This window comes from Mycolicibacter senuensis (assembly GCF_002101885.1).
GTDB classification, from domain to species: Bacteria; Actinomycetota; Actinomycetes; order Mycobacteriales; family Mycobacteriaceae; genus Mycobacterium; species Mycobacterium senuense.
The window spans coordinates 40,332-59,608 of sequence record NZ_LQPS01000033.1; the positions used below are offsets into that span (position 1 = coordinate 40,332).

20 protein-coding genes and 1 pseudogene are annotated in these 19,277 nt (G+C 67.4%); 16 read left to right on the top strand and 5 right to left on the bottom strand.

Annotation, left to right across the window (positions count from 1 at the left end):
* Nucleotides 1-2 precede the first annotated feature (2 nt).
* From AWC24_RS09195 to AWC24_RS09225, 7 genes and pseudogenes are all read left to right on the top strand, one after another.
* A complete protein-coding gene (locus AWC24_RS09195) occupies nucleotides 3-1,310 on the top strand; it encodes an NADH-ubiquinone oxidoreductase-F iron-sulfur binding region domain-containing protein (protein ID WP_085084161.1) in 1,308 nt (435 codons plus the stop codon).
* A pseudogene (locus tag AWC24_RS09200) lies at nucleotides 1,307-1,501 on the top strand (ferredoxin); the annotation flags it as partial. The gene AWC24_RS09195 and the pseudogene AWC24_RS09200, both read left to right, overlap by 4 nt.
* A gap of 11 nt (nucleotides 1,502-1,512) precedes the next feature.
* Nucleotides 1,513-3,177, top strand: a complete 1,665-nt coding sequence (locus AWC24_RS09205; protein ID WP_085084165.1) for a thiolase C-terminal domain-containing protein — start codon at nucleotides 1,513-1,515, stop codon at nucleotides 3,175-3,177.
* Nucleotides 3,178-3,187: 10 nt separating this feature from the next.
* Entirely contained in the window at nucleotides 3,188-4,066 is an 879-nt protein-coding gene (locus AWC24_RS09210) for an alpha/beta hydrolase (protein WP_085084167.1), read from the top strand.
* A complete protein-coding gene (locus AWC24_RS09215; protein WP_085084349.1) occupies nucleotides 4,066-4,884 on the top strand; it encodes an NAD(P)-dependent oxidoreductase in 819 nt (272 codons plus the stop codon). The genes AWC24_RS09210 and AWC24_RS09215 overlap by 1 nt, the downstream gene beginning before the upstream one ends.
* A gap of 118 nt (nucleotides 4,885-5,002) precedes the next feature.
* Nucleotides 5,003-6,205, top strand: a complete 1,203-nt coding sequence (locus tag AWC24_RS09220) for a cytochrome P450 (RefSeq protein WP_085084169.1) — start codon at nucleotides 5,003-5,005, stop codon at nucleotides 6,203-6,205.
* An 8-nt stretch (nucleotides 6,206-6,213) separates the two neighbouring features.
* The gene (locus AWC24_RS09225) at nucleotides 6,214-6,426 is read left to right on the top strand and encodes a ferredoxin (protein ID WP_085084171.1); all 213 of its coding nucleotides are present in this window, start codon (nucleotides 6,214-6,216) and stop codon (nucleotides 6,424-6,426) included.
* On the opposite strand, the gene AWC24_RS09230 is transcribed toward AWC24_RS09225, so the two are convergent.
* The 4 genes from AWC24_RS09230 to AWC24_RS09245 form a co-directional block, all read right to left on the bottom strand.
* Nucleotides 6,423-6,731 (bottom strand): DUF1330 domain-containing protein, encoded by a 309-nt coding sequence (locus AWC24_RS09230; protein ID WP_085084173.1) that lies wholly within the window; start codon nucleotides 6,729-6,731, stop codon nucleotides 6,423-6,425. The genes AWC24_RS09225 and AWC24_RS09230 overlap by 4 nt on opposite strands.
* The gene (locus AWC24_RS09235; RefSeq protein WP_085084175.1) at nucleotides 6,731-6,940 is read right to left on the bottom strand and encodes a ferredoxin; all 210 of its coding nucleotides are present in this window, start codon (nucleotides 6,938-6,940) and stop codon (nucleotides 6,731-6,733) included. Before AWC24_RS09235 ends, AWC24_RS09230 begins: the two co-directional genes overlap by 1 nt.
* Nucleotides 6,937-8,232, bottom strand: coding sequence for a cytochrome P450 (locus AWC24_RS09240; protein ID WP_085084177.1), 1,296 nt, complete (start codon nucleotides 8,230-8,232; stop codon nucleotides 6,937-6,939). Before AWC24_RS09240 ends, AWC24_RS09235 begins: the two co-directional genes overlap by 4 nt.
* Before the next feature lie 103 nt (nucleotides 8,233-8,335).
* Nucleotides 8,336-9,616, bottom strand: a complete 1,281-nt coding sequence (locus AWC24_RS09245) for an amidohydrolase family protein (RefSeq protein WP_085084179.1) — start codon at nucleotides 9,614-9,616, stop codon at nucleotides 8,336-8,338.
* 268 nt (nucleotides 9,617-9,884) lie between these two features.
* On the opposite strand from AWC24_RS09245, the gene AWC24_RS09250 reads away from it, so the two are divergent.
* Genes AWC24_RS09250 through AWC24_RS09280 form a run of 7 tightly spaced genes read left to right on the top strand, consistent with a single transcriptional unit; the run spans nucleotide 9,885 to nucleotide 15,593 of the window.
* Nucleotides 9,885-10,430: a carboxymuconolactone decarboxylase family protein gene (locus AWC24_RS09250; protein ID WP_085084351.1), complete on the top strand. Its 546-nt coding sequence runs from the start codon at nucleotides 9,885-9,887 to the stop codon at nucleotides 10,428-10,430.
* Nucleotides 10,431-10,434: 4 nt separating this feature from the next.
* Nucleotides 10,435-11,730, top strand: a complete 1,296-nt coding sequence (locus AWC24_RS09255; RefSeq protein WP_085084181.1) for an aromatic ring-hydroxylating oxygenase subunit alpha — start codon at nucleotides 10,435-10,437, stop codon at nucleotides 11,728-11,730.
* Entirely contained in the window at nucleotides 11,714-12,037 is a 324-nt protein-coding gene (locus AWC24_RS09260; protein WP_085084183.1) for a hypothetical protein, read from the top strand. Before AWC24_RS09255 ends, AWC24_RS09260 begins: the two co-directional genes overlap by 17 nt.
* A gap of 2 nt (nucleotides 12,038-12,039) precedes the next feature.
* Complete coding sequence (locus AWC24_RS09265; protein WP_085084185.1) at nucleotides 12,040-13,263, top strand: metal-dependent hydrolase family protein; 1,224 nt, start codon at nucleotides 12,040-12,042, stop codon at nucleotides 13,261-13,263.
* Nucleotides 13,247-13,669: a nuclear transport factor 2 family protein gene (locus AWC24_RS09270; RefSeq protein ID WP_013830431.1), complete on the top strand. Its 423-nt coding sequence runs from the start codon at nucleotides 13,247-13,249 to the stop codon at nucleotides 13,667-13,669. Before AWC24_RS09265 ends, AWC24_RS09270 begins: the two co-directional genes overlap by 17 nt.
* Nucleotides 13,666-14,787 (top strand): acyl-CoA dehydrogenase family protein, encoded by a 1,122-nt coding sequence (locus AWC24_RS09275; RefSeq protein WP_085084187.1) that lies wholly within the window; start codon nucleotides 13,666-13,668, stop codon nucleotides 14,785-14,787. The genes AWC24_RS09270 and AWC24_RS09275 overlap by 4 nt, the downstream gene beginning before the upstream one ends.
* A 2-nt stretch (nucleotides 14,788-14,789) precedes the next feature.
* Nucleotides 14,790-15,593 (top strand): acyl-CoA dehydrogenase family protein, encoded by an 804-nt coding sequence (locus AWC24_RS09280; protein ID WP_163705579.1) that lies wholly within the window; start codon nucleotides 14,790-14,792, stop codon nucleotides 15,591-15,593.
* Nucleotides 15,594-15,619: 26 nt separating this feature from the next.
* On the opposite strand, the gene AWC24_RS09285 is transcribed toward AWC24_RS09280, so the two are convergent.
* Complete coding sequence (locus tag AWC24_RS09285; protein ID WP_085084353.1) at nucleotides 15,620-16,795, bottom strand: acyl-CoA dehydrogenase family protein; 1,176 nt, start codon at nucleotides 16,793-16,795, stop codon at nucleotides 15,620-15,622.
* A gap of 219 nt (nucleotides 16,796-17,014) precedes the next feature.
* Between AWC24_RS09285 and AWC24_RS09290 the strand changes: the two genes are divergently transcribed.
* Nucleotides 17,015-17,668: a TetR/AcrR family transcriptional regulator gene (locus AWC24_RS09290; RefSeq protein WP_174813696.1), complete on the top strand. Its 654-nt coding sequence runs from the start codon at nucleotides 17,015-17,017 to the stop codon at nucleotides 17,666-17,668.
* Nucleotides 17,669-17,816: 148 nt separating this feature from the next.
* Nucleotides 17,817-19,274 carry an aldehyde dehydrogenase family protein gene (locus AWC24_RS09295; protein WP_085084193.1) on the top strand — a complete coding sequence of 486 codons (1,458 nt, stop codon included), beginning with the start codon at nucleotides 17,817-17,819 and terminating at the stop codon, nucleotides 19,272-19,274.
* Nucleotides 19,275-19,277: the final 3 nt, after the last annotated feature.

Below are 19,277 nucleotides of genomic sequence, written 5' to 3' on the forward strand. Positions count from 1 at the left end.
CAATGACGACCAGCAGCACGCCCACCGCCGATGTCGGTGCCTTCACCATCGCCGCCTGGCCGGGTTGCACCCCGCGACTGCTGCGTGAGGATGCAGAAGACGGCGCGTCGTACGTCGCCGACGGCGGCTACCAGCCGCTGACCGACCCGGAAGCCCTTCTCGCCGAGGTTGATCGCAGTGGGCTGCTGGGGCGCGGCGGGGCGGGTTTCCCGCTGGCCGTCAAGTTGGCCTCGGTGCGCGACCGGGCCTTGCGCGGCCGGGACGCCGTCGTCGTCGCCAACGGCGAGGAGGGCGAACCGGCGTCGATCAAGGACCGCTGGCTGTTGCGCCACCGCCCGCATCTGGTGCTCGACGGGTTGCGGCTTGCCGCGCAGATAGCCGGGGCCTCGCGGGCGTATGTCTATGTCTCCGATCCGGCGGCGGCCCGTAGCGTCGAGGACGCGCTGGCCGAGGTCGCGGCGGAATCACTGGGCGGGCTGACGATCAGCGTGTTCACCGTGGACCCGGGATATGTGGCCGGTGAGGAGACCGCCGCGGTGCGGGCCATCAACGGCGGCCCGGCCAAGCCGACCGACAAGCCGCCGCGACCCTACCAGCGCGGGGTCGCACAACGCCCGACGCTGGTCTCCAATGTCGAGACGCTGGCGAACCTGCCATATCTACAGCGGCACGGCGCGACGGCGTTCCGCTCCGCGGGTACCGGTGCATCTCCGGGAACGTTCCTGGCCACGGTGACCGGCGGCGGCCGCGCGCCGGTGCTCTACGAACTTCCGCACGGTGTCGCCATCACCGAACTGCTTGACGTGCATGGGATCCCGGCCGAGCAGGTGCGTGGGCTGCTGATGGGCGGGTACTTCGCCGGGCTGCTCAACCGCGACGGGCTGGAAGCCACCCTGGACCACGAGACCCTGCGCGCCGGCGGCAGCGGCCTGGGCTGCGGGGCGATGACCGTTCTCACCGACGACTGCCCCGTCGCGGTCGCCGCCTCGGTGCTGGCTTACTTCGGGCGGGAGAACGCCGGACAGTGCGGGTCGTGCTTCAACGGCACCGTGGCGATGGCGGCGGTGGCCGAGGCGCTGCGGGACGGGGTCGCGACCGCCGAGGATCTGGCGCGACTGCAGCGGTGGGCCGGGGTCTTACCCGGGCGCGGCGCCTGCGGGACGCTCGACGGCGCCACCACGGTGGCGGCCAGCCTGCTGACCCGGTTCCGGGACGTGGTGGCCGACCACCTGGCCGGCAGTTGCGATACCTGCCGAGGCGGCGCCTACCGGGCCGAACGCCCCTACGCGATCGAGGAGTTGACGGCATGAAGATCCGGCTGGATCGCACGATGTGCGACGGGTTCGGCTTCTGCGCCAAACACGCGCCGAAGTACTTCTCGCTGGACGACTGGGGGTATGCGTCGCTGACCGGCGACGGCACGGTGGACGAGGCCGATGAGCGTGACGTCATGCGTGCCCTGCTGGACTGCCCGGTGCACGCCATCATCGAGATCACCGAGGACGACGACCAATGAGCGCACCGGGACGGCCGCTGCCGGCGATCACCATGGACAACGAGTTCTTCTGGACCTCGGGCGCCGACGGCGTACTGCGCCTGCAGAACTGTCGGGACTGCTCCGCGCTGATCCATCCGCCGCAGCCGATCTGCCGGTACTGCCGGGGCACCAACATGGGGGTGGCCGAGGTCTCCGGGCGGGCCACGCTGGCCGGGTTCACCGTCAACCACCGGTTCAGCTTGCCCGGCTTGCCGGCGCCCTACGTGGTGGCGCAGGTCGCGATCGACGAGGATCCCCGGGTTCGGTTGACCACCAACATCATCGAGTGCGACGCCGATCAGCTCGAGCTGGGCCAACAGGTGGAGGTGGTGTTCGAGAGCATTGAGGACGTGTGGCTGCCGCTGTTCCGGCCGGTGGCTCAGGGCGCGGCAGGCTCGGCGAGCAAACCGCTGCCCGCCGATGAGATCGCGCCCGAGGACTTTGCACAGCACGTGCGCCCGATGGTGAGCGCCGACAAATTCGAGGACAAGTCGGCGATCACCGGGATCGGCGCTTCACGACTGGGCCGTCGGCTCATGGCTGCACCGCTGGCGCTGACCGTGGAGGCATGCCAGGCGGCCATCGCCGATGCCGGGCTGACCTTCGATGACATCGACGGGCTCTCAACGTATCCGAGCTTGGACGTAGCCGGCATGGGCGAAGGCGGCGTTACGGCGTTGGAGGGCGCGTTGGGATTGCGCCCGACATGGATCAACGGAGGCATGGACACCTTCGGGCCTGGTGGCTCTGTCATCGCCGCGATGATGGCCGTTGCCACCGGACTGGCGCGCCATGTGCTGTGTTTCCGAACCGTCTGGGAATCAACGTTCAGCGAGCTGCTCAAGGCCGGCAAAGCCTCCCCCCCGGGCGGACGGCGCACGAACAGCTGGCAGATTCCGTTCGGTGCCACCTCGGCGGCGCACACGCTGGCGCTCAACGCCCAGCGGCACTTCCACCGCTACGGCACCACCCGCGAGACGCTGGGCTGGATCGCGCTGAACCAGCGGGCCAATGCCGCACTCAACCCGACGGCGATCTACCGCGACCCGATGACCATGGACGATTACCTGTCCGCCCGGATGATCACCACGCCGTTCGGGCTCTATGACTGCGATGTCCCGTGCGACGGCGCGGTGGCGGTGATCGTCTCCGCGGTGGACGCCGCCCGTGACCTGGCCAAGCCGCCGGTGCTGGTGGAGGCGGTCGGCACCCAGATCATCGAGCGGACGGACTGGGACCAGAGCACCCTGACCCACGAACCCCAGGTGCTGGGTCAGGCCGCCCACCTGTGGTCGCGGACCACCCTGCGCCCGGCCGACGTCGACGTCGCCGAGCTCTACGACGGGTTCAGCTTCAACTGCCTGTCCTGGATCGAGGCACTGGGCTTCTGCGGCATCGGGGAGGCCAAGAGCTTCCTGGACGGCGGGGCCAACATCGCCCGCGACGGGGTGCTTCCGCTGAACACCCATGGCGGCCAGCTCTCCCACGGCCGCACCCACGGGATGGGGCTGATCCACGAAGCGGTCACCCAGTTGCGCGGTGAGGCCGGCGCACGCCAGGTGAGCGGCGCCCGGGTGGCGGTGACCAGCAGTGGCGGGCTGACCCCCAGCGGGGTCATGTTGTTGCGGGCCGACTCGTGAGGACCGCCGTATGAGCGAGGCCGTTCGCGCGCGCACGGTCAATGCCGGCGGGATACCGATGTCGGCGCTGCTGGCCGAAACTCCCGATCCGCACGCCGTGGTCATCGCCCTGCACGGCGGCGGCACCACCTCGGTGTACTTCGACTGCCCGGCCCAGCCCGAATTGTCGCTGTTGAGAACTGGTGCGGCACTGGGTTACACGGTGATCGCATTGGACCGCCCGGGCTATGGCACCTCGGCGCTGTATCCGGAGGCGGTGACCGACCCACAACAGCGTGTCCGATTGGCCTATCTGGCCGTCGATGCCGTCCTCGGCGACCGGCCGCGGGGCGCCGGGCTGTTCATCCTGGGCCACTCCAACGGCTGCGAACTGGCGATGCGGATGGCGGTCGACGCGCGTGGCGCCGAATTGCTCGGGCTCGAACTGGCCGGCACCGGGCTGCATTACCAGAGCGCTGCACGGGACGCCTTGAGCACGGCCGGACCCGGGCGGCGTCCGGTCGGTCTGCGTGAGTTGCTCTGGGAGCCGGCGACGCTGTATCCCGAAGCGGTACTGCGCGGCATCACCAGCTCATCGCCGGGGTCACCGTACGAAGCCGCCATGGTGGCCGGTTGGCCGCGGCAGGATTTTCCGTCGCTGGCCGGTCAGATTCGGGTGCCGGTGCGCTTCACCTTCGCCGAGCACGAGAAGATCTGGCAATCCGACGCGGATGCGCAGCGCGAGATTCGCGACATCTTCACTGCCACAGCCAGCTTCACCACCAATCAACAGGCCGGGGCCGGCCACAATCTCAGCCTCGGCTTCAGCGCGGGCGATTACCACCGCTCAGTGTTGTCATTCGTCGACGAGTGCGTGGCGACCGCCGCGCGGGATTCGGAGGTCAGTTGATGCGGGTCGGTTTCATCGGACTCGGCAGCCAAGGTGCGCCGATGGCGCGACGCATCATCGAGGGCGGCTACTCGACGACGCTGTGGGCGCGCCGGGCCGGCACCCTCGAGTCCTTCGCCGACACCGAGGCGCGCGTCGCGGACTCGCCGGCGGACCTCGGTCGTGCCAGCGACCTGGTCTGCTTGTGCGTGGTCGGCGATGCCGACGTCGAGCAGGTGGTGCAAGGCGAGAACGGCGTGCTGGCCGGGATGCAGTCCGGCGGCATCATCGCGATTCACAGCACGGTGCATCCCGACACCTGCCGCCGGTTGGCCCAACACTGTGCGGACCGGGGCGTGGCGGTGATCGATGCACCGGTCAGCGGCGGCGGGCCGGCCGCCGAGGCGGGAACGCTGCTGGTGATGGCCGGCGGGGACGAGGACGTGGTGCAGCGGTGCCGGCCGGTGTTCGAAACCTATGCCGACCCCGTCGTGCATCTGGGTGGGCTCGGATCGGGCCAGCTCACCAAGTTGCTCAACAACCTGCTGTTCACCGCGAACCTGGGTACCGCCGTGACCGCGCTGGCACTGGGCGAACAACTCGGGGTGTCGCGGGAGCGACTCGCCGAGGTGGTGAGCCGCGGCAGTTCGAACAGCTTTGCGCTCAACAGTGTCCGGGGCTCGGGCGGCACCCTGGATCGCCTTGCCGGGCTGGCCGGGTCGCTGTTGCAGAAAGACGTGCGCCTGGTGGCCGATCTGGCACAGCAGGCGGCGGCGACACCGGGTGCGGTGCTCGACGCCGCCGACGCCGCGCTGTCGCTGATGAATCATCCGCGGTGATCGCGACGACTTTCCGAATCCCCTTCCGGGATAGGCCCGTATGTCTTACAGTTGGGCATACGGTCTGACGGCTGTTCACCACATTTTCCAGCCGCGTTCTGCCGCTGAGGAGGAGTCAATGACCAAGCCGAAGCTTGTCTTCGATCCGTTCTCCGAAGAATATTTCAACGATCCCTTCGACATCTATCGGCGAATGCGCGTCGAAGCCCCGCTCTACTACGACGAGCAGGAGGACTTCTACGCGCTGAGCCGGCACGAGGATGTGGCGGCGGCGCTGAAGGACTTCGAGACCTACTCGTCGGCTCGCGGCTGCGACCTGGCGATGGTGCGCTCGGACGAACCGCCGCAGAAGTCGATCATCTTCATGGATCCGCCGGATCACCGGCACATGCGCAGCCTGCTCAACAAGGCGTTCACCCCGCGCGCGATGCAGGCCCAGCGAGCCACGGTCATCGAGCAGGTCGAGCGGTTCCTCGGTGCCGCCAATCCGGATCATTTCGATGTGGTGCAGGACTTCTCCGGACCGTTCCCGGTGGAGGTCATCACCCGGATGGTCGGGGTGCCCGACGAGTTCCGGCAGCAGGTGCGGCACTGGATGAACATCTCGCTGCACCACGAACCCGGGCAGATCGAGATCAGCGACGTGAACATGCAGGCCAACATCGATACCGCGATGTATTACTACGGGTTGGTGCAGGAACGGCGGGCCAACCCGCAGGACGACATGCTCAGCAGGCTGATCGCCGCCGAGGTCCCCGGCGACGACGGTCAGCCGCGCCGGCTCGACGATATCGAGATCACCGGCTTCGCCGCGCTCTTGGGCGGCGCAGGCGCCGAGACCGTCACCAAGCTGGTCGGCAACGCCGCGGTGCTCTTCGCCCGACACCCCGAGCAGTGGCAGAAACTGCTCGACGACCGCAGCAAGATTCCGGCCGCCGTGGAGGAGTTGCTGCGCTACGCGGGGCCGGTGCAGTACAACGTGCGCTACACCCTCAAGGAGGCGCATGTCAGCGGCGGCACCATTCCGGCGGGCAAGCCGGTGTTCTTGCTGAACGCCGCGGCGAACCGCGACCCGGATGCCTTCACCGACGCCGACACCTTCGACATCGACCGGGATCAGACCGAGGCGCAGCACCTCGGCCTCGGCTATGGGATCCACAGCTGCCTCGGGGCGGCCCTGGCCCGGATGGAGAGCACCATCGCGCTGGAGCGATTGCTGGACTTCATGCCTCGTTACGAGGTGAATTGGGATGGCCTGCAACGGGTTCACATGCAGAACGTCGCCGGCTGGCAGAACGTTCCGGTCCGAGTCATCCGGTAGGGGTAGCGATGGCCACACGACGGCAGGTGGTAGTCGATTACGGGCTGTGCGAAGCCAACGCGATCTGCATGGGCATCAATGCCGACGTCTTTCACCTCGATGACGACGACAACCTGCACATCCTGCAGCCCGAGCTCACCCCGGAGACCGAGAACGATGTGCTCGAGGCGGTCCGCCGGTGCCCGCGGCAGGCGCTGTCGATCGTCGAGGAAGGCGGCTAGCGCGCCGGGAATCCGGAGAGGATGACCGCGTTGCAGTCGGCTGCGGCCTGCCGCAGTTTCGCCGCCTGCTGGTAGCCCTCGGAGTGGTACCAGGCCCGGGCGGCATCCACCGACTCGAATTCCAGTACAACGGTTTGTGTTCCGTGCCAGTCGCCTTCGACCACCTCGGCCTTGGTGTCGACCGCCAGGATCTTCGCGCCGCCCGCTGCCATCGTCGGCTGGGCGGCCTTACCGTAGGCGATCATGCCCTCCGGGTCGTTGATGGCCTCGGTCAGAATGACATAGCCCTTGGGCCCGTTGGACATTAGCTCTCCTCTTGCGAATCGGTGACATCGTCGATGGCGCGTTCCGGGCATTGCTTGATGGCGTCACGAACCGCGTCCTCGAGGTGCGCCGGCACCTCGTCGACGGTGACCTCGGAATAGCCGTCGTCGTTGATGGCGAAGACCTCGGGGCAGATCGTGGTGCAGATGCCATGGCCGGCACAGCGATCCGGGTCGACCCACGCTTTCATCGCGTTGCCTCCCCGGCCGGGGTGAACTCCAGATTCAGGTCGATCAGACCACGCAGGATGTAAGTCGGAATGTAGCTGAAACGTCGTGCGCCGGGCGGGCCGTGCAGCTCTTCGGAGATGCGGATCTCGGCCGTTCGATCCAGCAGCCGCTCGAGCGCGATGCGGGTCTCGGCCCGGGCCAGCGGCGCCCCGGGGCAGCTGTGGATTCCCCGCCCGAACGTGATGTGCTGGCGCGCATTGGCGCGGGCGGGGTCAAACGTGTCCGGGTCGGTGAAGCGGCGCGGGTCGCGGTTGGCGCCGGCGGCCAGCACCATCAGCGTCGTGCCGGCCGGGACTGCGACCCCGCCGACCTCGGTGTCGACCCGGGAGAGCCGGAAGTCGCCCTTGACCGGGGTCTCGAAGCGCAGCACCTCCTCGATGAAGTTGGGGATCAGTGACCGGTCGTCACGCAGCCGCTGCTGGATCTCGGGGCTCTCCCCGAGGATCTTCAGCGCGGAGCCGAGCAGTCGCACCGTCGTCTCCTGGCCGGCCGAGTAGACGTTGGCGGCCACCCGCGCCACGTCCATCGGGTCCGGGATCGAGCCGTCCGGGAACGTCGCCTCGGCCATCCCGGTGAGCACGTCGCCGCGTGGCCTACGGCGACGGTCGGCGATGTAGTCGGCGAAGGTGGCGTAGAGGAACTCCAGCGGACTGTGCGCCAGCGCCTTGGCATCGGTACTGCCGATCCCGCCGCCGACGTTGCGATACATGTTGTTGACGAACTCGTCGCGGTCTTCATCCGGGACGCCCAGCAGGTCCGCGATGACCAGCAGGGTGAACGGGGCGGCGAAGCCGTTGATGAACTCTCCGGCGCCGGGGACGAGGAATCCGTCGAGCACCTGATCGGCCAGATCCCACATCGCGTCCTCGTTCTCCTTGAGGCGCTTGGGGGTCAGCAGGCGCATCAGCAACGCCCGGTGGTTGGTGTGCGTGGGCGGGTCCAGCGTCGGGAGCTGGTCGCTGAACGGCAGTTCATCGCGGTGCTTGTCGATCAGGCCGGCCACGCTCTCGCCCCCCAGGTCGCCGTCGAGTGGCACCGGGAAGCCGGGGAACGGGCCGGTCACCGCGATGCACGAGGAGAACACGTCGGCGTTGCCGGCCACGGCGCACGCCTCGTCCCACCCGGTCACCATCATCACGCCGTGGTGGGGCTCCCGGGTGACCGGCGAGCGCTCCCGCAGGGCACGCAGATAGGGATAGGGGTCGCCGACAACCGCCTGGTCGGTAAAGAAATCGATGTCATCCGGATTCATCACGAGCCCCGTTCCACTCCCTCGATCTCGTATCCGAGAATGTCATTCTCGGATACGATCGACACACTTTCACACCCGCGGGTGCCCGTCAACGCAGCCCCGCTCAGCTGTTCGACCGCGCGGCGTCCATCAGCGCATTCGCCTGCCGCTCACCGTGTTTGTGCTGGCTGAGCGCGCGAATCGACACGTCATGCCCCTCGGCGGCCTTCCGCAGCCCGCCCACCGTGGCCTGGTCACGCGGAATGTGGGCGAACGGGTCGAACGAGTACCAGCGCATCGCGTTGCGATGGGTCATCTTGTTGATGTCGTCATCGGGGACGTTGTTGGCGCTGAGCACATCCCAGAGTTCTTCGGGCGCCCCGGGCCACATCGAATCGCTGTGCGGGTAGTCGGCTTCCCAGGCGATGTTGTCGATACCGATGTCGTGCCGAAGTTTCACACCGACCGGATCGGAAATGAAGCAGGTCAGGAAGTGCTCGCGGAACACCTCCGACGGCAGCTTGCCGCCGAAGTCCTGCCCGGTCCAGACCGAGTGCATCTCGTAGGTGCGATCCACCCGCTCCAGGAAGTACGGGATCCAGCCGGTGCCGCCCTCCGACAGCGCGATCTTGAGGTCGGGATAGTCCTTCACCGGCTTGGACCACAACAGGTCCGCGGCCGCCTGCACGATGTTCATCGGCTGCAGCGTGATCATCACGTCCATCGGCGCGTCCGGCGCGGTGATCGCCAGCTTGCCCGACGACCCGATGTGAACATTGAGCACTGTGTCGGTGTCGCACAGCGCTTTCCACAGCGGGTCCCAGTAGGGGTCGTGGAAGCTCGGGTAGCCCATGGCCGCCGGGTTCTCACTGAACGTCAGGGCGTGCACGCCCTTCTTGGACACCCGTCGCACCTCGTCGGCGCACTTCTCGGCGTCCCAGATCACCGGTAGCCCCATCGGTATGAAGCGCCCGGGGTACGCCCCGCACCACTCGTCGATGTGCCAGTCGTTGTAGGCCTGCACCAGCGCCACCGAGAAGTCCGGGTCGTCGGTGGCGAACAGCCGACCGGCGAAACCGGGGAAGGACGGGAAGCAGATCGAGCCGAGGATGCCGCCGGCGTTCATGTCCTTGATCCGCTCGTCGACGTTGTAGCAACCGGGCCGGATCTCGTCGAGGCCCTGGGGCTCCAGACCGTATTCCTCCTTGGGCCGTCCCGCGACCGCGTTGAGCGCGACGTTGGGGATCACCACGTCGCGGAACTGCCAGGTATCGGAGCCGTCGGCGTTGTGCACCAGCCGCGGCGCGTCATCGAGGTACTTGCGCGGCAGGTGGTTGGCGAACATGTCCGGCGGCTCAACTGTGTGGTCATCGACGCTGACCAGAATCATGTCGTCCTTGTTCACGGCCCATCCTCCGATCCGGGTCCGACAGCGACGCCGGTCCCCTGACGCTTCTGTCGTCTCCAATGAAAACTAGCTTCCCCTTTTCGGAGAATCAACCTTCTGACCGTTGGGCGGTTCGGGCGCTGCCGGGCGCAGCGGCGCAACCGCGGAACGCGTCCGTCGGCACGGCCCTGCCTGCGTCGATAGCCGAGTGTTGACCAATCGCGGGAAACATGGAAATCTATTGGTCAAATATGAGAATGTGATTCTCGCAAACGAGGAGGAGCAGATGCGCCTGACGCCGCTGTCGGAGTCCCAGTGGGACGATGAGGCGGTCCAGCGCGCGCTCGCCCAGGTGCTGACCGCTGATCGGCGCAACCCGCGCGACGCCGGCTCCGCGATGACCATGCTGGTCCACCACCCGAAACTGGCCCGGGCATTCCTGAAGTTCAATGTCGAGCTGCTCTACCGGTCGTCGCTGCCCGCCAGCCTGCGCGAGCTCGCCATCCTGCGGACCGCCCACCGCCGCGGCTGCGAATACGAGTGGGTTCACCACATCACGATCGGCAAGGAAGCCGGTCTGACCGACACCGACATCGAAGACCTGCAACACGGCGCGGCGCGCGACGAGCTGCATCAGGCGGTGCTCACCGCCGCCGACGAGCTCGACGAGGATTCCCGGCTCTCCCCCGCCACCGAGGCGATCCTCACCCAACACCTCGACGAGCACCAGCTGATGGAACTCGTCTTCACGGTCGGCTGCTACAGCATGTTGGCCATGGCCTTCAACACTTTTGGCGTTGAACTCGATGAAGAACCCGAATCAGGGAGGTAATACCGTGGCCCATTTCCCCAAACCGGCAGCAGGTAGCTGGACACAGAGCTATCCCGAGCTCGGCACCGAACCGGTCGATTACACCGACTCGTTCGATCCGGCGCACTTCGCCGACGAGCAGGAAGCGATCTTCAAGCGCACCTGGCTACACGTCGGGCGAGTCGAGCGGTTGCCCAAGACCGGCAGCTACTTCACCCGGGAACTGCCCTCGGTGTGCAAGGGCACCTCGATCATCATCGTCAAGGGCAAGGACGGCGTGGTCCGGGCGTTCCACAACATCTGCCGCCACCGCGGTAACAAGTTGGTGTGGAACGACTTCCCGAACGAGGAGACCGAGGGCACCTGCCGCCAGTTCACCTGCAAGTACCACGCCTGGCGCTACAGCCTCGACGGCGATCTCACGTTCATCCAGCAGGAGGGCGAGTTCTTCGACGTCGACAAGAGCCAGTACGGGCTGGTGCCGGTGCGCTGCGAGGTCTGGGAAGGTTTCATCTTCGTCAACTTCGACGACAACGCCGGACCGCTCAACGACTACCTCGGATCCCTGGCCAAGGGTCTGGAGGGCTACCCGTTCGGCGAGATGACCGAGGTCTACTCCTACAAGTCCGAGATCGGCAGCAACTGGAAGCTGTTCCTCGACGCGTTCGTGGAGTTCTACCACGCGCCGATCCTGCACCAGGGCCAGTACACCAAGGAAGAAGCCGCCAAGATCCAGAAATTCGGCTACGAAGCGCTGCACTACGAGCTGGCCGGACCGCACAGCCTGCAATCGACGTGGGGTGGTCAGTCGCCGCCGGCCGACCTCAACATGGTCAAGCCGTTGGACCGGGCGCTGCGCAGCGGACTGTTCGGCCCCTGGGACAAGCCGGATCTCATTGCCGACATGAAGGAATTGCCACCGTCGGTGAACATCAAGCGAGTGCCGCAGTGGGGCATCGACTCCTTCGTGTTCTTCCCCAACTTCATGGTTCTGATCTGGGAGCCGGGCTGGTACCTGACCTACCAGTACTGGCCGACTGCTGCCGACAAGCACACCTTCGAAGCCAGCCTGTACTTCGTGCCGCCGCGAAATGCCCGGGAGCGGTTGGCCCAGGAACTGGCCGCGGTGACATTCAAGGAATACGCGCTGCAGGACGCCAACACCCTGGAAGCCACCCAGAGCATGATCGGCACCGAGGTCGTCAACGACTTCCTGCTGTGCGACCAGGAAGTCCTGATTCGACACCTGCACAAGACCGCCCGTGACTACGTATCCGAATACAAGAAGACCAAGGAGAACGCCAATGGCGCTACCGTCTGACTTCGCCGACCTGGAGCCCCACACCGAGTGGGCGCTGGCCACCGAACCGGAGCGCTACGCCAAGCGGCTGGCCTCCACCATGGGCGAGATGCAGGAGTTCTACGACGCCGCGTTCGGACGGCTGGAGGACGCGATCACCTACCTGGACAAGTTCGACCTGAATGATCTGCCCGAGGACGCCCGCTCGCTGATGCACATCATGCAGTCTTTGGTGATGGTGTCCTTCCCGATCGAGGCCTGGAAGCAGCCGCGGGTCCCGGACAGCGGCGCGGCCTGGATCGACTGCATCAAGGAACCGGTCGTCTAACGGTGCTGACGCTCAAGGCAGCCGGGCTGCTCGACGTCGACTCCGGCGAGATCGTCAGGCCCGGGATCATCCGGGTCGAAGGCGATCGGATCGTCGGGGTCGGCAACGCAGCTGACTCGGCAGACGAGGAGGTGCTGGACCTCGGCGACCTGATCCTGCTGCCCGGGCTGATGGACATGGAGGTCAACCTGCTGATGGGAGGCCGGGGCGAGAACCCCGGCCTCTCCCAGGTCCAGGATGACCCGCCGACCCGGGTGCTGCGTGCGGTGGGCAATGCTCGGCGCACCCTGCGGGCCGGCTTCACCACGGTCCGAAACCTCGGACTGTTCGTCAAGACCGGCGGCTACCTGCTCGATGTGGCACTGGGCAAGGCGATCGACGCCGGCTGGATCGAGGGACCGCGGGTGGTGCCCGCCGGCCACGCGATCACCCCGACCGGCGGGCACCTGGATCCGACGATGTTCGCGGCGTTCATGCCGGGCGTGCTGGAGCTGACCGTCGAGGAGGGTATCGCCAACGGCGTCGACGAGATCCGCAAGGCGGTCCGTTACCAGATCAAACACGGCGCACAGCTGATCAAGGTGTGCTGCTCCGGCGGCGTCATGTCGCTGACCGGGGAGGCCGGCGCACAACACTATTCGGACGAAGAACTGCGTGTCATCGTCGACGAGGCACACCGGCGCGGGCTGCGCGTGGCGGCGCACACCCACGGCGCGGAGGCGGTCAAACACGCGGTGGCGTGTGGGATCGACTGCATCGAGCACGGCTTCCTGATGGACGACGAGGCGATCGCGATGCTCGTCGAGCACGACCGTTTCCTGGTCACCACCCGGCGGTTGGCCGAGGCGATGGATGTCTCCAAGGCCCCGCCGGTGTTGCAGGCCAAGGCGGCCGAGATGTTCCCCAAGGCGCGCACTTCCATCAAGGCTGCCTACGAGGCAGGGGTGAAGATCGCCGTCGGCACCGACGCACCCGCGATCCCGCACGGCCGCAACGCCGACGAACTGGTCACCCTGGTGGAGTGGGGCCTGCCGCCGGCCGCCGTGCTCAAGGCGGCGACGGTGACCGCGGCCGAGCTGATCAACGCCACCGACCGGGGCCGGCTGGCCGAAGGCCTACTCGCAGACATCATCGGGGTACCAGGAGATCCGTTGTCCGACATCACCGTTACCCGCAACGTACAGTTCGTCATGAAAGGCGGTCAGGTGTATGTCAACAAGAACTGACGACCTCGTCGAGATCCAGCAGACGCTGGCCCGCTACGCGGTGACCATCACCCAGGGCGACATCGACGGACTGGTGGCGGTGTTCACCCCGGACGGCACCTACAGCGCGTTCGGAGAAACCTACTCGCTGGACCGGTTCCCGGTGCTGGTAGACGCCGCCCCCAAAGGCCTGTTCATGACCGGCACCCCGGCGATCGAACTGGACGGTGACACCGCGACCGGCACGCAGCCGCTGTGCTTCATCGACCACGCCAGCCACGACATGCGCATCGGCTACTACAACGACACCTATGTGCGCACCGCTGACGGCTGGCGGCTGCGAACCCGCAAGATGACCTTCATCCGGCGCAGCGGCGCCCACGATGCCGGACGGCCGCACGCAGTCGGCAGGCCCGAAGCGGGATGAGTGCGCTGCACGATCCCGCCGAGTTCCGCACCCGACTACGCGCCTGGCTCGACGCCAATGATCTGACGCCGCCCGGGGACGAATCGCTGGAATCGCAGATGCGGCAGTTCGCCCGCGTCCAGCGCGCGCTCTACGACGCCGGCTGGGGCCGTTACGGCTGGCCCGAGCGCGCCGGTGGCCTCGGCGGTCCCGACGTGCTGCGGGCCATCGTCGGCGAGGAGATCGTCGGTCGCCGACTGGCGGAGCCGGGACCATATTCCATGCTCGAGGTGCTCACGCCGACGATGATCGACTACGCCGGTCCCGAGCTCGCCGCCGAGATGGTCCCCCGACTGCTGCGCGGCGACGAGCAGTGGTGCCAAGGGTTTTCCGAGCCGGGTTCGGGAAGCGACCTGGCTTCGCTGACCACCCGCGCCAGCCCGCGCGGCGACCAGTGGGTGATCAACGGGCAGAAGGTCTGGACCAGCTTCGCCCAGCACTCGCAACGGTGCATTCTGCTCACCCGTACCGGCGACGCGGATACCCCCAACCACCAGGCGATCACGGCGTTCTTCGTCGACGTCGACAGCCCCGGCATCGAGGTGCGGCCGCTGCGGACCATGCACGGCGTCGACGAGTTCTGCGAGGTCTACTTCGACGATGTGGTCGTCGACGGCTCACGGATGCTGGGCAAACCCGGTGACGGGTGGCAGCTCGCCATGGACCTGTTGCCCTATGAGCGGTCCACCTGTTTCTGGCAGCGCATCGCCTACCTGTACTCACGCTTCGACGCGCTGATCGCCGCGGTGAAGCGCCGGGGCGCCGAGATCGACAACGACCTGGGCGCGGTGTATCTGGCGCTGCACACCTTGCGCTGCCGCTCCCGCGCCACCCAGCACCGGCTGGCCGACGGCCATCGGCTGGGCGCGGAGACCTCGATCGACAAGGTGCTGCTGGCCGCCGCCGAACAGCTGCTCTACGACACCGCGCGCGAATTGCTGCCGGGCACCATCGAGCTGACCGAGGGCGAATGGCGCACCGAGTACCTGTACTCGAGGGCCGCCACCATCTACGGCGGCACCGCCGAGGTGCAACGCAACATCATCGCCCGCCGCCTGCTGGACCTCGGGAAGGAGTGACGATGTCCACCGATATCGACGCGGCATCACTGGCCCTGTTGGAGGGCACCCTCCGCAAGACCATGCTGGGATGCTCCGGCGCCGAGCTGGACCACGCCCTGGCCGAACTCGGTTGGGCGGAAATGCTTTCCGAGAACCCGGATCTGGCGATCCCGCTGGTGTTCCGGCTGCTCGGCGAGACGGGTGCACACGCATCGGTGCTCAACGACGTCATCCTGGAGACCATCGGTGGCCTGCCCGGCGGCACGCCGCCGATGCCCTATGCCGGTGGCCGCTGGGTGATCTGGGAACGCGACCGGCCCGAGGGTGATGGCGCCCTCGGCGGGCTTCCGCTGCGCGAGGTCCCCGACGGCGAACTGATGCGACTCGGCGAGGCGCGTCGCGCGGTGTGCTGGTGGCTGATCGGCTCGGCGCGGGCAATGCTCGCCCTGGCCCGCCAACACGCGCTGGACCGGGTGCAGTTCGGCAAGCCGATCGCGTCCTTCCAGGCCATCCGGCACCGGCTCGCCGAGACCCTGGTGGCCATCGAAGGGGCCGAGGCGACCTTGACGGTGCTGACCGTGGAAAGCCCGGACCTGTCCTCGATGCTGGCCAAGGCCGCCGCCGGGAAGGCCGCGCTGACCGCGGCCAAGCACTGCCAGCAGGTGCTGGGCGGCATCGGGTTCACCGCCGAGCACGACCTGCATCGCCACATCGAGCGGGTGCTGGTGCTCGACGGCCTGCTCGGCGGTTCTCGCGAGCTGACCCGCCGGGTCGGCGGCGGTCTGCGGGCCCGCGGCTCAGCGCCGCGGCTGGCGCAGCTCTAGGCCTGCTCTAGGCCGCCGCCGGGCACTCAGCCCCGCGGCAGGCCCAACACCCGTTGCGCGATGATGTTGCGCTGGATCTCCGACGTGCCACCGGCGATGGTCCCCGAGAAGCTGCGCAGGTAGCGATCGAACCACCCCGCGGTCGCGTAGTCCTCGTTCATCGGCATGTAGGTCCCCGAGCTGCCCGGGTGTACCAGGGCGCTGCTGCCGGCCGCGTCGAGTGTGTGCTCGGCCGCGGTCTGCACCGCCTCGGAGCCCAGCAGCTTCAGCACCGACAGCGCGGGCACGTCCTGCTCGCCGCGGGCCGCCTGAGCCAGAGCCACCGAGCCGAGCAGCTGCAGCGCCTGGTTGTCCATCAGCAACGTCGCGAAGCGGTCGCGGTTCAGCGCTCCGGCCGGCCGGAAGTCGTGGATCAGGTCGCGCAGCCGGTCGGCGAAGCTCATCCACAACAGGGTGCGTTCGTGCCCCAGCGAGCCGTTGGCCACCCCCCAGCCGCCGTTGAGCGGCCCGACCAGGTTCTCGGCGGGGACCACTACGTCGCTGAAGAACACTTCGTTGAAATCGACGTCGTCGTGGTCGCACGCCGAAGCGAACGGCCGCCGCACCACCCCGGGGGCGTCGGTCGGGATCAGCAAGACGCTGATGCCCTTGTGTTTGGGGGCGTCCGGGTCGGTCCGCACGAAGGTCAACAGCACGTCGGCGTCGTGGGCGCCCGAGGTCCACACCTTCTGACCGTTGACCACGAAGTTGTCGCCGTCCAGCACCGCGCGCGTCTGCAATCCGGCCAGGTCCGAGCCGGCACCCGGCTCGCTCATGCCCAGCGACGCGGTGATCTCCGCACGCAGGATCGGGACGGCCCATCGCCGCTTCTGCTCATCGGTGCCGAACGACAGCAGCGATGCCGCGATGATGCCCACTCCCTGCGGGTTGAAGCTGGGGTAGATCCGCCGGCGCGACAACTCCTCGGAGTGCACGTACTGCTGCAGGATCGTGGCATTGCGGCCGCCGTATTCCGGCGGGTTGCCGGGCAGCAGCCAGCCGTTGTCGAACAGCAGCCGCTGCCAGCGCCGCGCCCATTCCGGGACGTGGGAGCACGACCGGGACCGCTCGATCGCCTCGGCGTCGGTGGGCAGATGTTCGTCGAGGAACGCCGAGAACTCCGCCCGGAAATTCTCGACGTCGGAATCAAAGGCCAGTTGCACCGACACTCCTCAGCTCGGGCGTCCCGGGCTCTCCATCCGGACCGGCTCGGATGTTGCGAGTCCGCTTCCCTAGACGCAGCGATGAGAATATCATTCTCGAATGGAGAAGTTGCGATCTCAGAATCGTCAGCGCCAACCCGGTGTGGCGCGGCGCCGGCTGGTTACCGTCCAGTACAGTTGCGCTGTGCCTCGCCTACCGCACACCCGCCCGGAGTGCCGGTGACCAGCCCGAGCGAAGAACCCGCCTGGAAGCAGCGCGCGGTCGAACGCTCCATCAAGACAGCGAAAATCCGCGCGGCACAACGGGTCCAACGGTTCCTGGACGCCGCCCAGTCGATCATCATCGAAAATGGCAGCACCGACTTCACCGTGCAGGAGGTCGTCGACCGCTCGCGGCAGTCACTGCGCAGCTTCTACCTGCAGTTCGACGGCAAGCACGAGCTGCTGCTGGCACTGTTCGAGGACGCCCTGAGTCGCGCGGCCGAACAGATCCGCGCCGCGGCGGCCAATTACACCGATCCGTTGGAACGCCTCAAGGTCGCGGTGGAGTTGCTGTTCGAGTCGTCGCGGCCCGACCCGGCGGCCAAACGGCCGCTGTTCACCGACTTCGCCCCGAGCCTGCTGCTGACCCACCCCGCCGAGGTCAAGGTCGCCCACACCCCGCTGTTGGCGTTGCTCACCGAGCTGACCGAAGACGCGGCCGCCGCCGGACGGTTGCGCGCCGGCTCCAATCCCCGACGGGTGGCGGCGATGATCATGCAGACGGTCATGTTCAATGCCCAATCCAGCCCGGCCTCAACGGATCCGGCGGTCAAACCGCTGACCGCCGACGAGGTGTGGGACTTCTGCGCGAACGGCTTCGCGCGCAGCTGATCGACCGGGCCCGGCCCGGTTCGCCCGCACGCTGATCGTCGGCGGCGGGCCGGACCAGTCCGCACTTCCGAACCCTGGACTTCCCCTCGTGAAGCGCATAACCTCATGCTGCGAACCTAATTTTCAAAAATCGAGAAGAGGATTACCCATGTCGGTGCGCACGGTGCTGGACGACATTCGGAAAGTCCCCGGTACCGGTGACGTGATCCCGATCATCGATCCGGCCACCGAAGAGCAACTCACCGAGTTCACCGACTGCGGACCCGAAGCCGTCAACGACGCCGTCGCTCGCGCCAAGGCCACCGCCGAGTCCGGGGTGTGGTCGCAGATGGCCGACTACGACCGGGCCCGGGTGCTGTGGCGGATCGCCGACCTGATCGACGAGAACGCCGAGATCCTCGCCGAACTCGAGTCCGTCAACGCGGGTATCCCCGCCTCCCAGGCCGCCATCATCACCAAGGTCGGCTCGGAGTGGTTCCGCTACTACGCCGGTTGGTGCACCAAGATCGATGGCATCGCGCGCGACGTGAACACCGGCGGCCTGACCGGCATCGAGTCGCACCAGCACGTCTACACGCTGCGCGAGCCCTATGACGTGGTGGGGCTGATCTTCCCGTGGAACGGCCCGGTCTTCAATTTCTGCGCCAAGCTGGCCCCATCGCTGGCCGCCGGTTGCAGCAGTGTCGTCAAGCCGGCCGAGGAGACCCCGCTGTCGGCGCTGGTGCTGAACCGCATCCTGAGCGAGGCCGGCGTGCCCGACGGCGTGGTCAACATGGTGCTGGGCTACGGCCACACCGCCGGCGCGGCGATCACCGCGCATCCCGACGTGGACAAGGTCGCGTTCACCGGGTCCACCGAGGTCGGCCGGGAGATCGTACGGGCCTCGGCCGGAAGCAATCTCAACAAGGTGACCCTGGAGCTCGGCGGCAAGTCTCCGGTGCTCATCTACGACGACGCCGACCTCGACATGGCCATCACCATGGCCTCGTTCGGCACGTTTGTGCACTCCGGACAGGCGTGCGTGTGCGGCTCGCGCATCTTCGCCCAGCGCGGCGTCTACGAGCGGGTCGTGGAGGGCGTCGCCAACATGGCCAACAGCATGCAGCTCGGCGGGCCCCGCGACGACGGCGTCATGGTCGGCCCGCTGATCAGCCAGAAGCAGCTCACCCGGGTGCTCGGCTACCTGGAGCAGGGCAAGTCCGACGGCAACGAGCTCGTGACCGGCGGGCACCGGCTGGACCGCAAGGGCTACTTCGTGCACCCCACCGTCGTCACAGGCGTCGACCCCGACTCCAGCCGGCTGTTCCAGGAGGAGATCTTCGGGCCGGTGGTCACGATCCTGCCGTTCGACGACGACGACGAGGCGATCGCGCTGGCCAACAACAGCAGCTACGGGCTGGCCGCCACCGCGTGGACGTCCAACCTGGGCCGGGCGCACCGGCTGGCCAAGCGGCTCAAGGCCGGAACGGTGGGGTTGAACTGTCAGATGCAGTTCGACCACTCGATGCCGTTCGGCGGGTACAAGCAATCCGGCTGGGGCTACGAGTCCGGCAAGGCCGGTATCGAGACCTATCTCCAGACGAAGGTCGTCTGGGCGCAGATGTAGGCA

Excerpts from the sequence above, each read along its gene's own strand:
- AWC24_RS09210 (WP_085084167.1), top strand. The coding sequence starts at position 3,188 with ATGAGCGAGGCCGTTCGCGCGCGCACGGTCAATGCCGGCGGGATACCG.
- AWC24_RS09225 (WP_085084171.1), top strand. The coding sequence starts at position 6,214 with ATGGCCACACGACGGCAGGTGGTAGTCGATTACGGGCTGTGCGAAGCC.
- AWC24_RS09230 (WP_085084173.1), bottom strand. The coding sequence starts at position 6,731 with ATGTCCAACGGGCCCAAGGGCTATGTCATTCTGACCGAGGCCATCAAC.
- AWC24_RS09270 (WP_013830431.1), top strand. The coding sequence starts at position 13,247 with ATGTCAACAAGAACTGACGACCTCGTCGAGATCCAGCAGACGCTGGCC.
- AWC24_RS09235 (WP_085084175.1), bottom strand. The coding sequence starts at position 6,940 with ATGAAAGCGTGGGTCGACCCGGATCGCTGTGCCGGCCATGGCATCTGC.
- AWC24_RS09280 (WP_163705579.1), top strand. The coding sequence starts at position 14,790 with ATGTCCACCGATATCGACGCGGCATCACTGGCCCTGTTGGAGGGCACC.
- AWC24_RS09260 (WP_085084183.1), top strand. The coding sequence starts at position 11,714 with ATGGCGCTACCGTCTGACTTCGCCGACCTGGAGCCCCACACCGAGTGG.
- AWC24_RS09250 (WP_085084351.1), top strand. The coding sequence starts at position 9,885 with ATGCGCCTGACGCCGCTGTCGGAGTCCCAGTGGGACGATGAGGCGGTC.
- AWC24_RS09215 (WP_085084349.1), top strand. The coding sequence starts at position 4,066 with ATGCGGGTCGGTTTCATCGGACTCGGCAGCCAAGGTGCGCCGATGGCG.
- AWC24_RS09195 (WP_085084161.1), top strand. The coding sequence starts at position 3 with ATGACGACCAGCAGCACGCCCACCGCCGATGTCGGTGCCTTCACCATC.
- AWC24_RS09220 (WP_085084169.1), top strand. The coding sequence starts at position 5,003 with ATGACCAAGCCGAAGCTTGTCTTCGATCCGTTCTCCGAAGAATATTTC.
- AWC24_RS09295 (WP_085084193.1), top strand. The coding sequence starts at position 17,817 with ATGTCGGTGCGCACGGTGCTGGACGACATTCGGAAAGTCCCCGGTACC.
- AWC24_RS09275 (WP_085084187.1), top strand. The coding sequence starts at position 13,666 with ATGAGTGCGCTGCACGATCCCGCCGAGTTCCGCACCCGACTACGCGCC.
- AWC24_RS09240 (WP_085084177.1), bottom strand. The coding sequence starts at position 8,232 with ATGAATCCGGATGACATCGATTTCTTTACCGACCAGGCGGTTGTCGGC.
- AWC24_RS09205 (WP_085084165.1), top strand. The coding sequence starts at position 1,513 with ATGAGCGCACCGGGACGGCCGCTGCCGGCGATCACCATGGACAACGAG.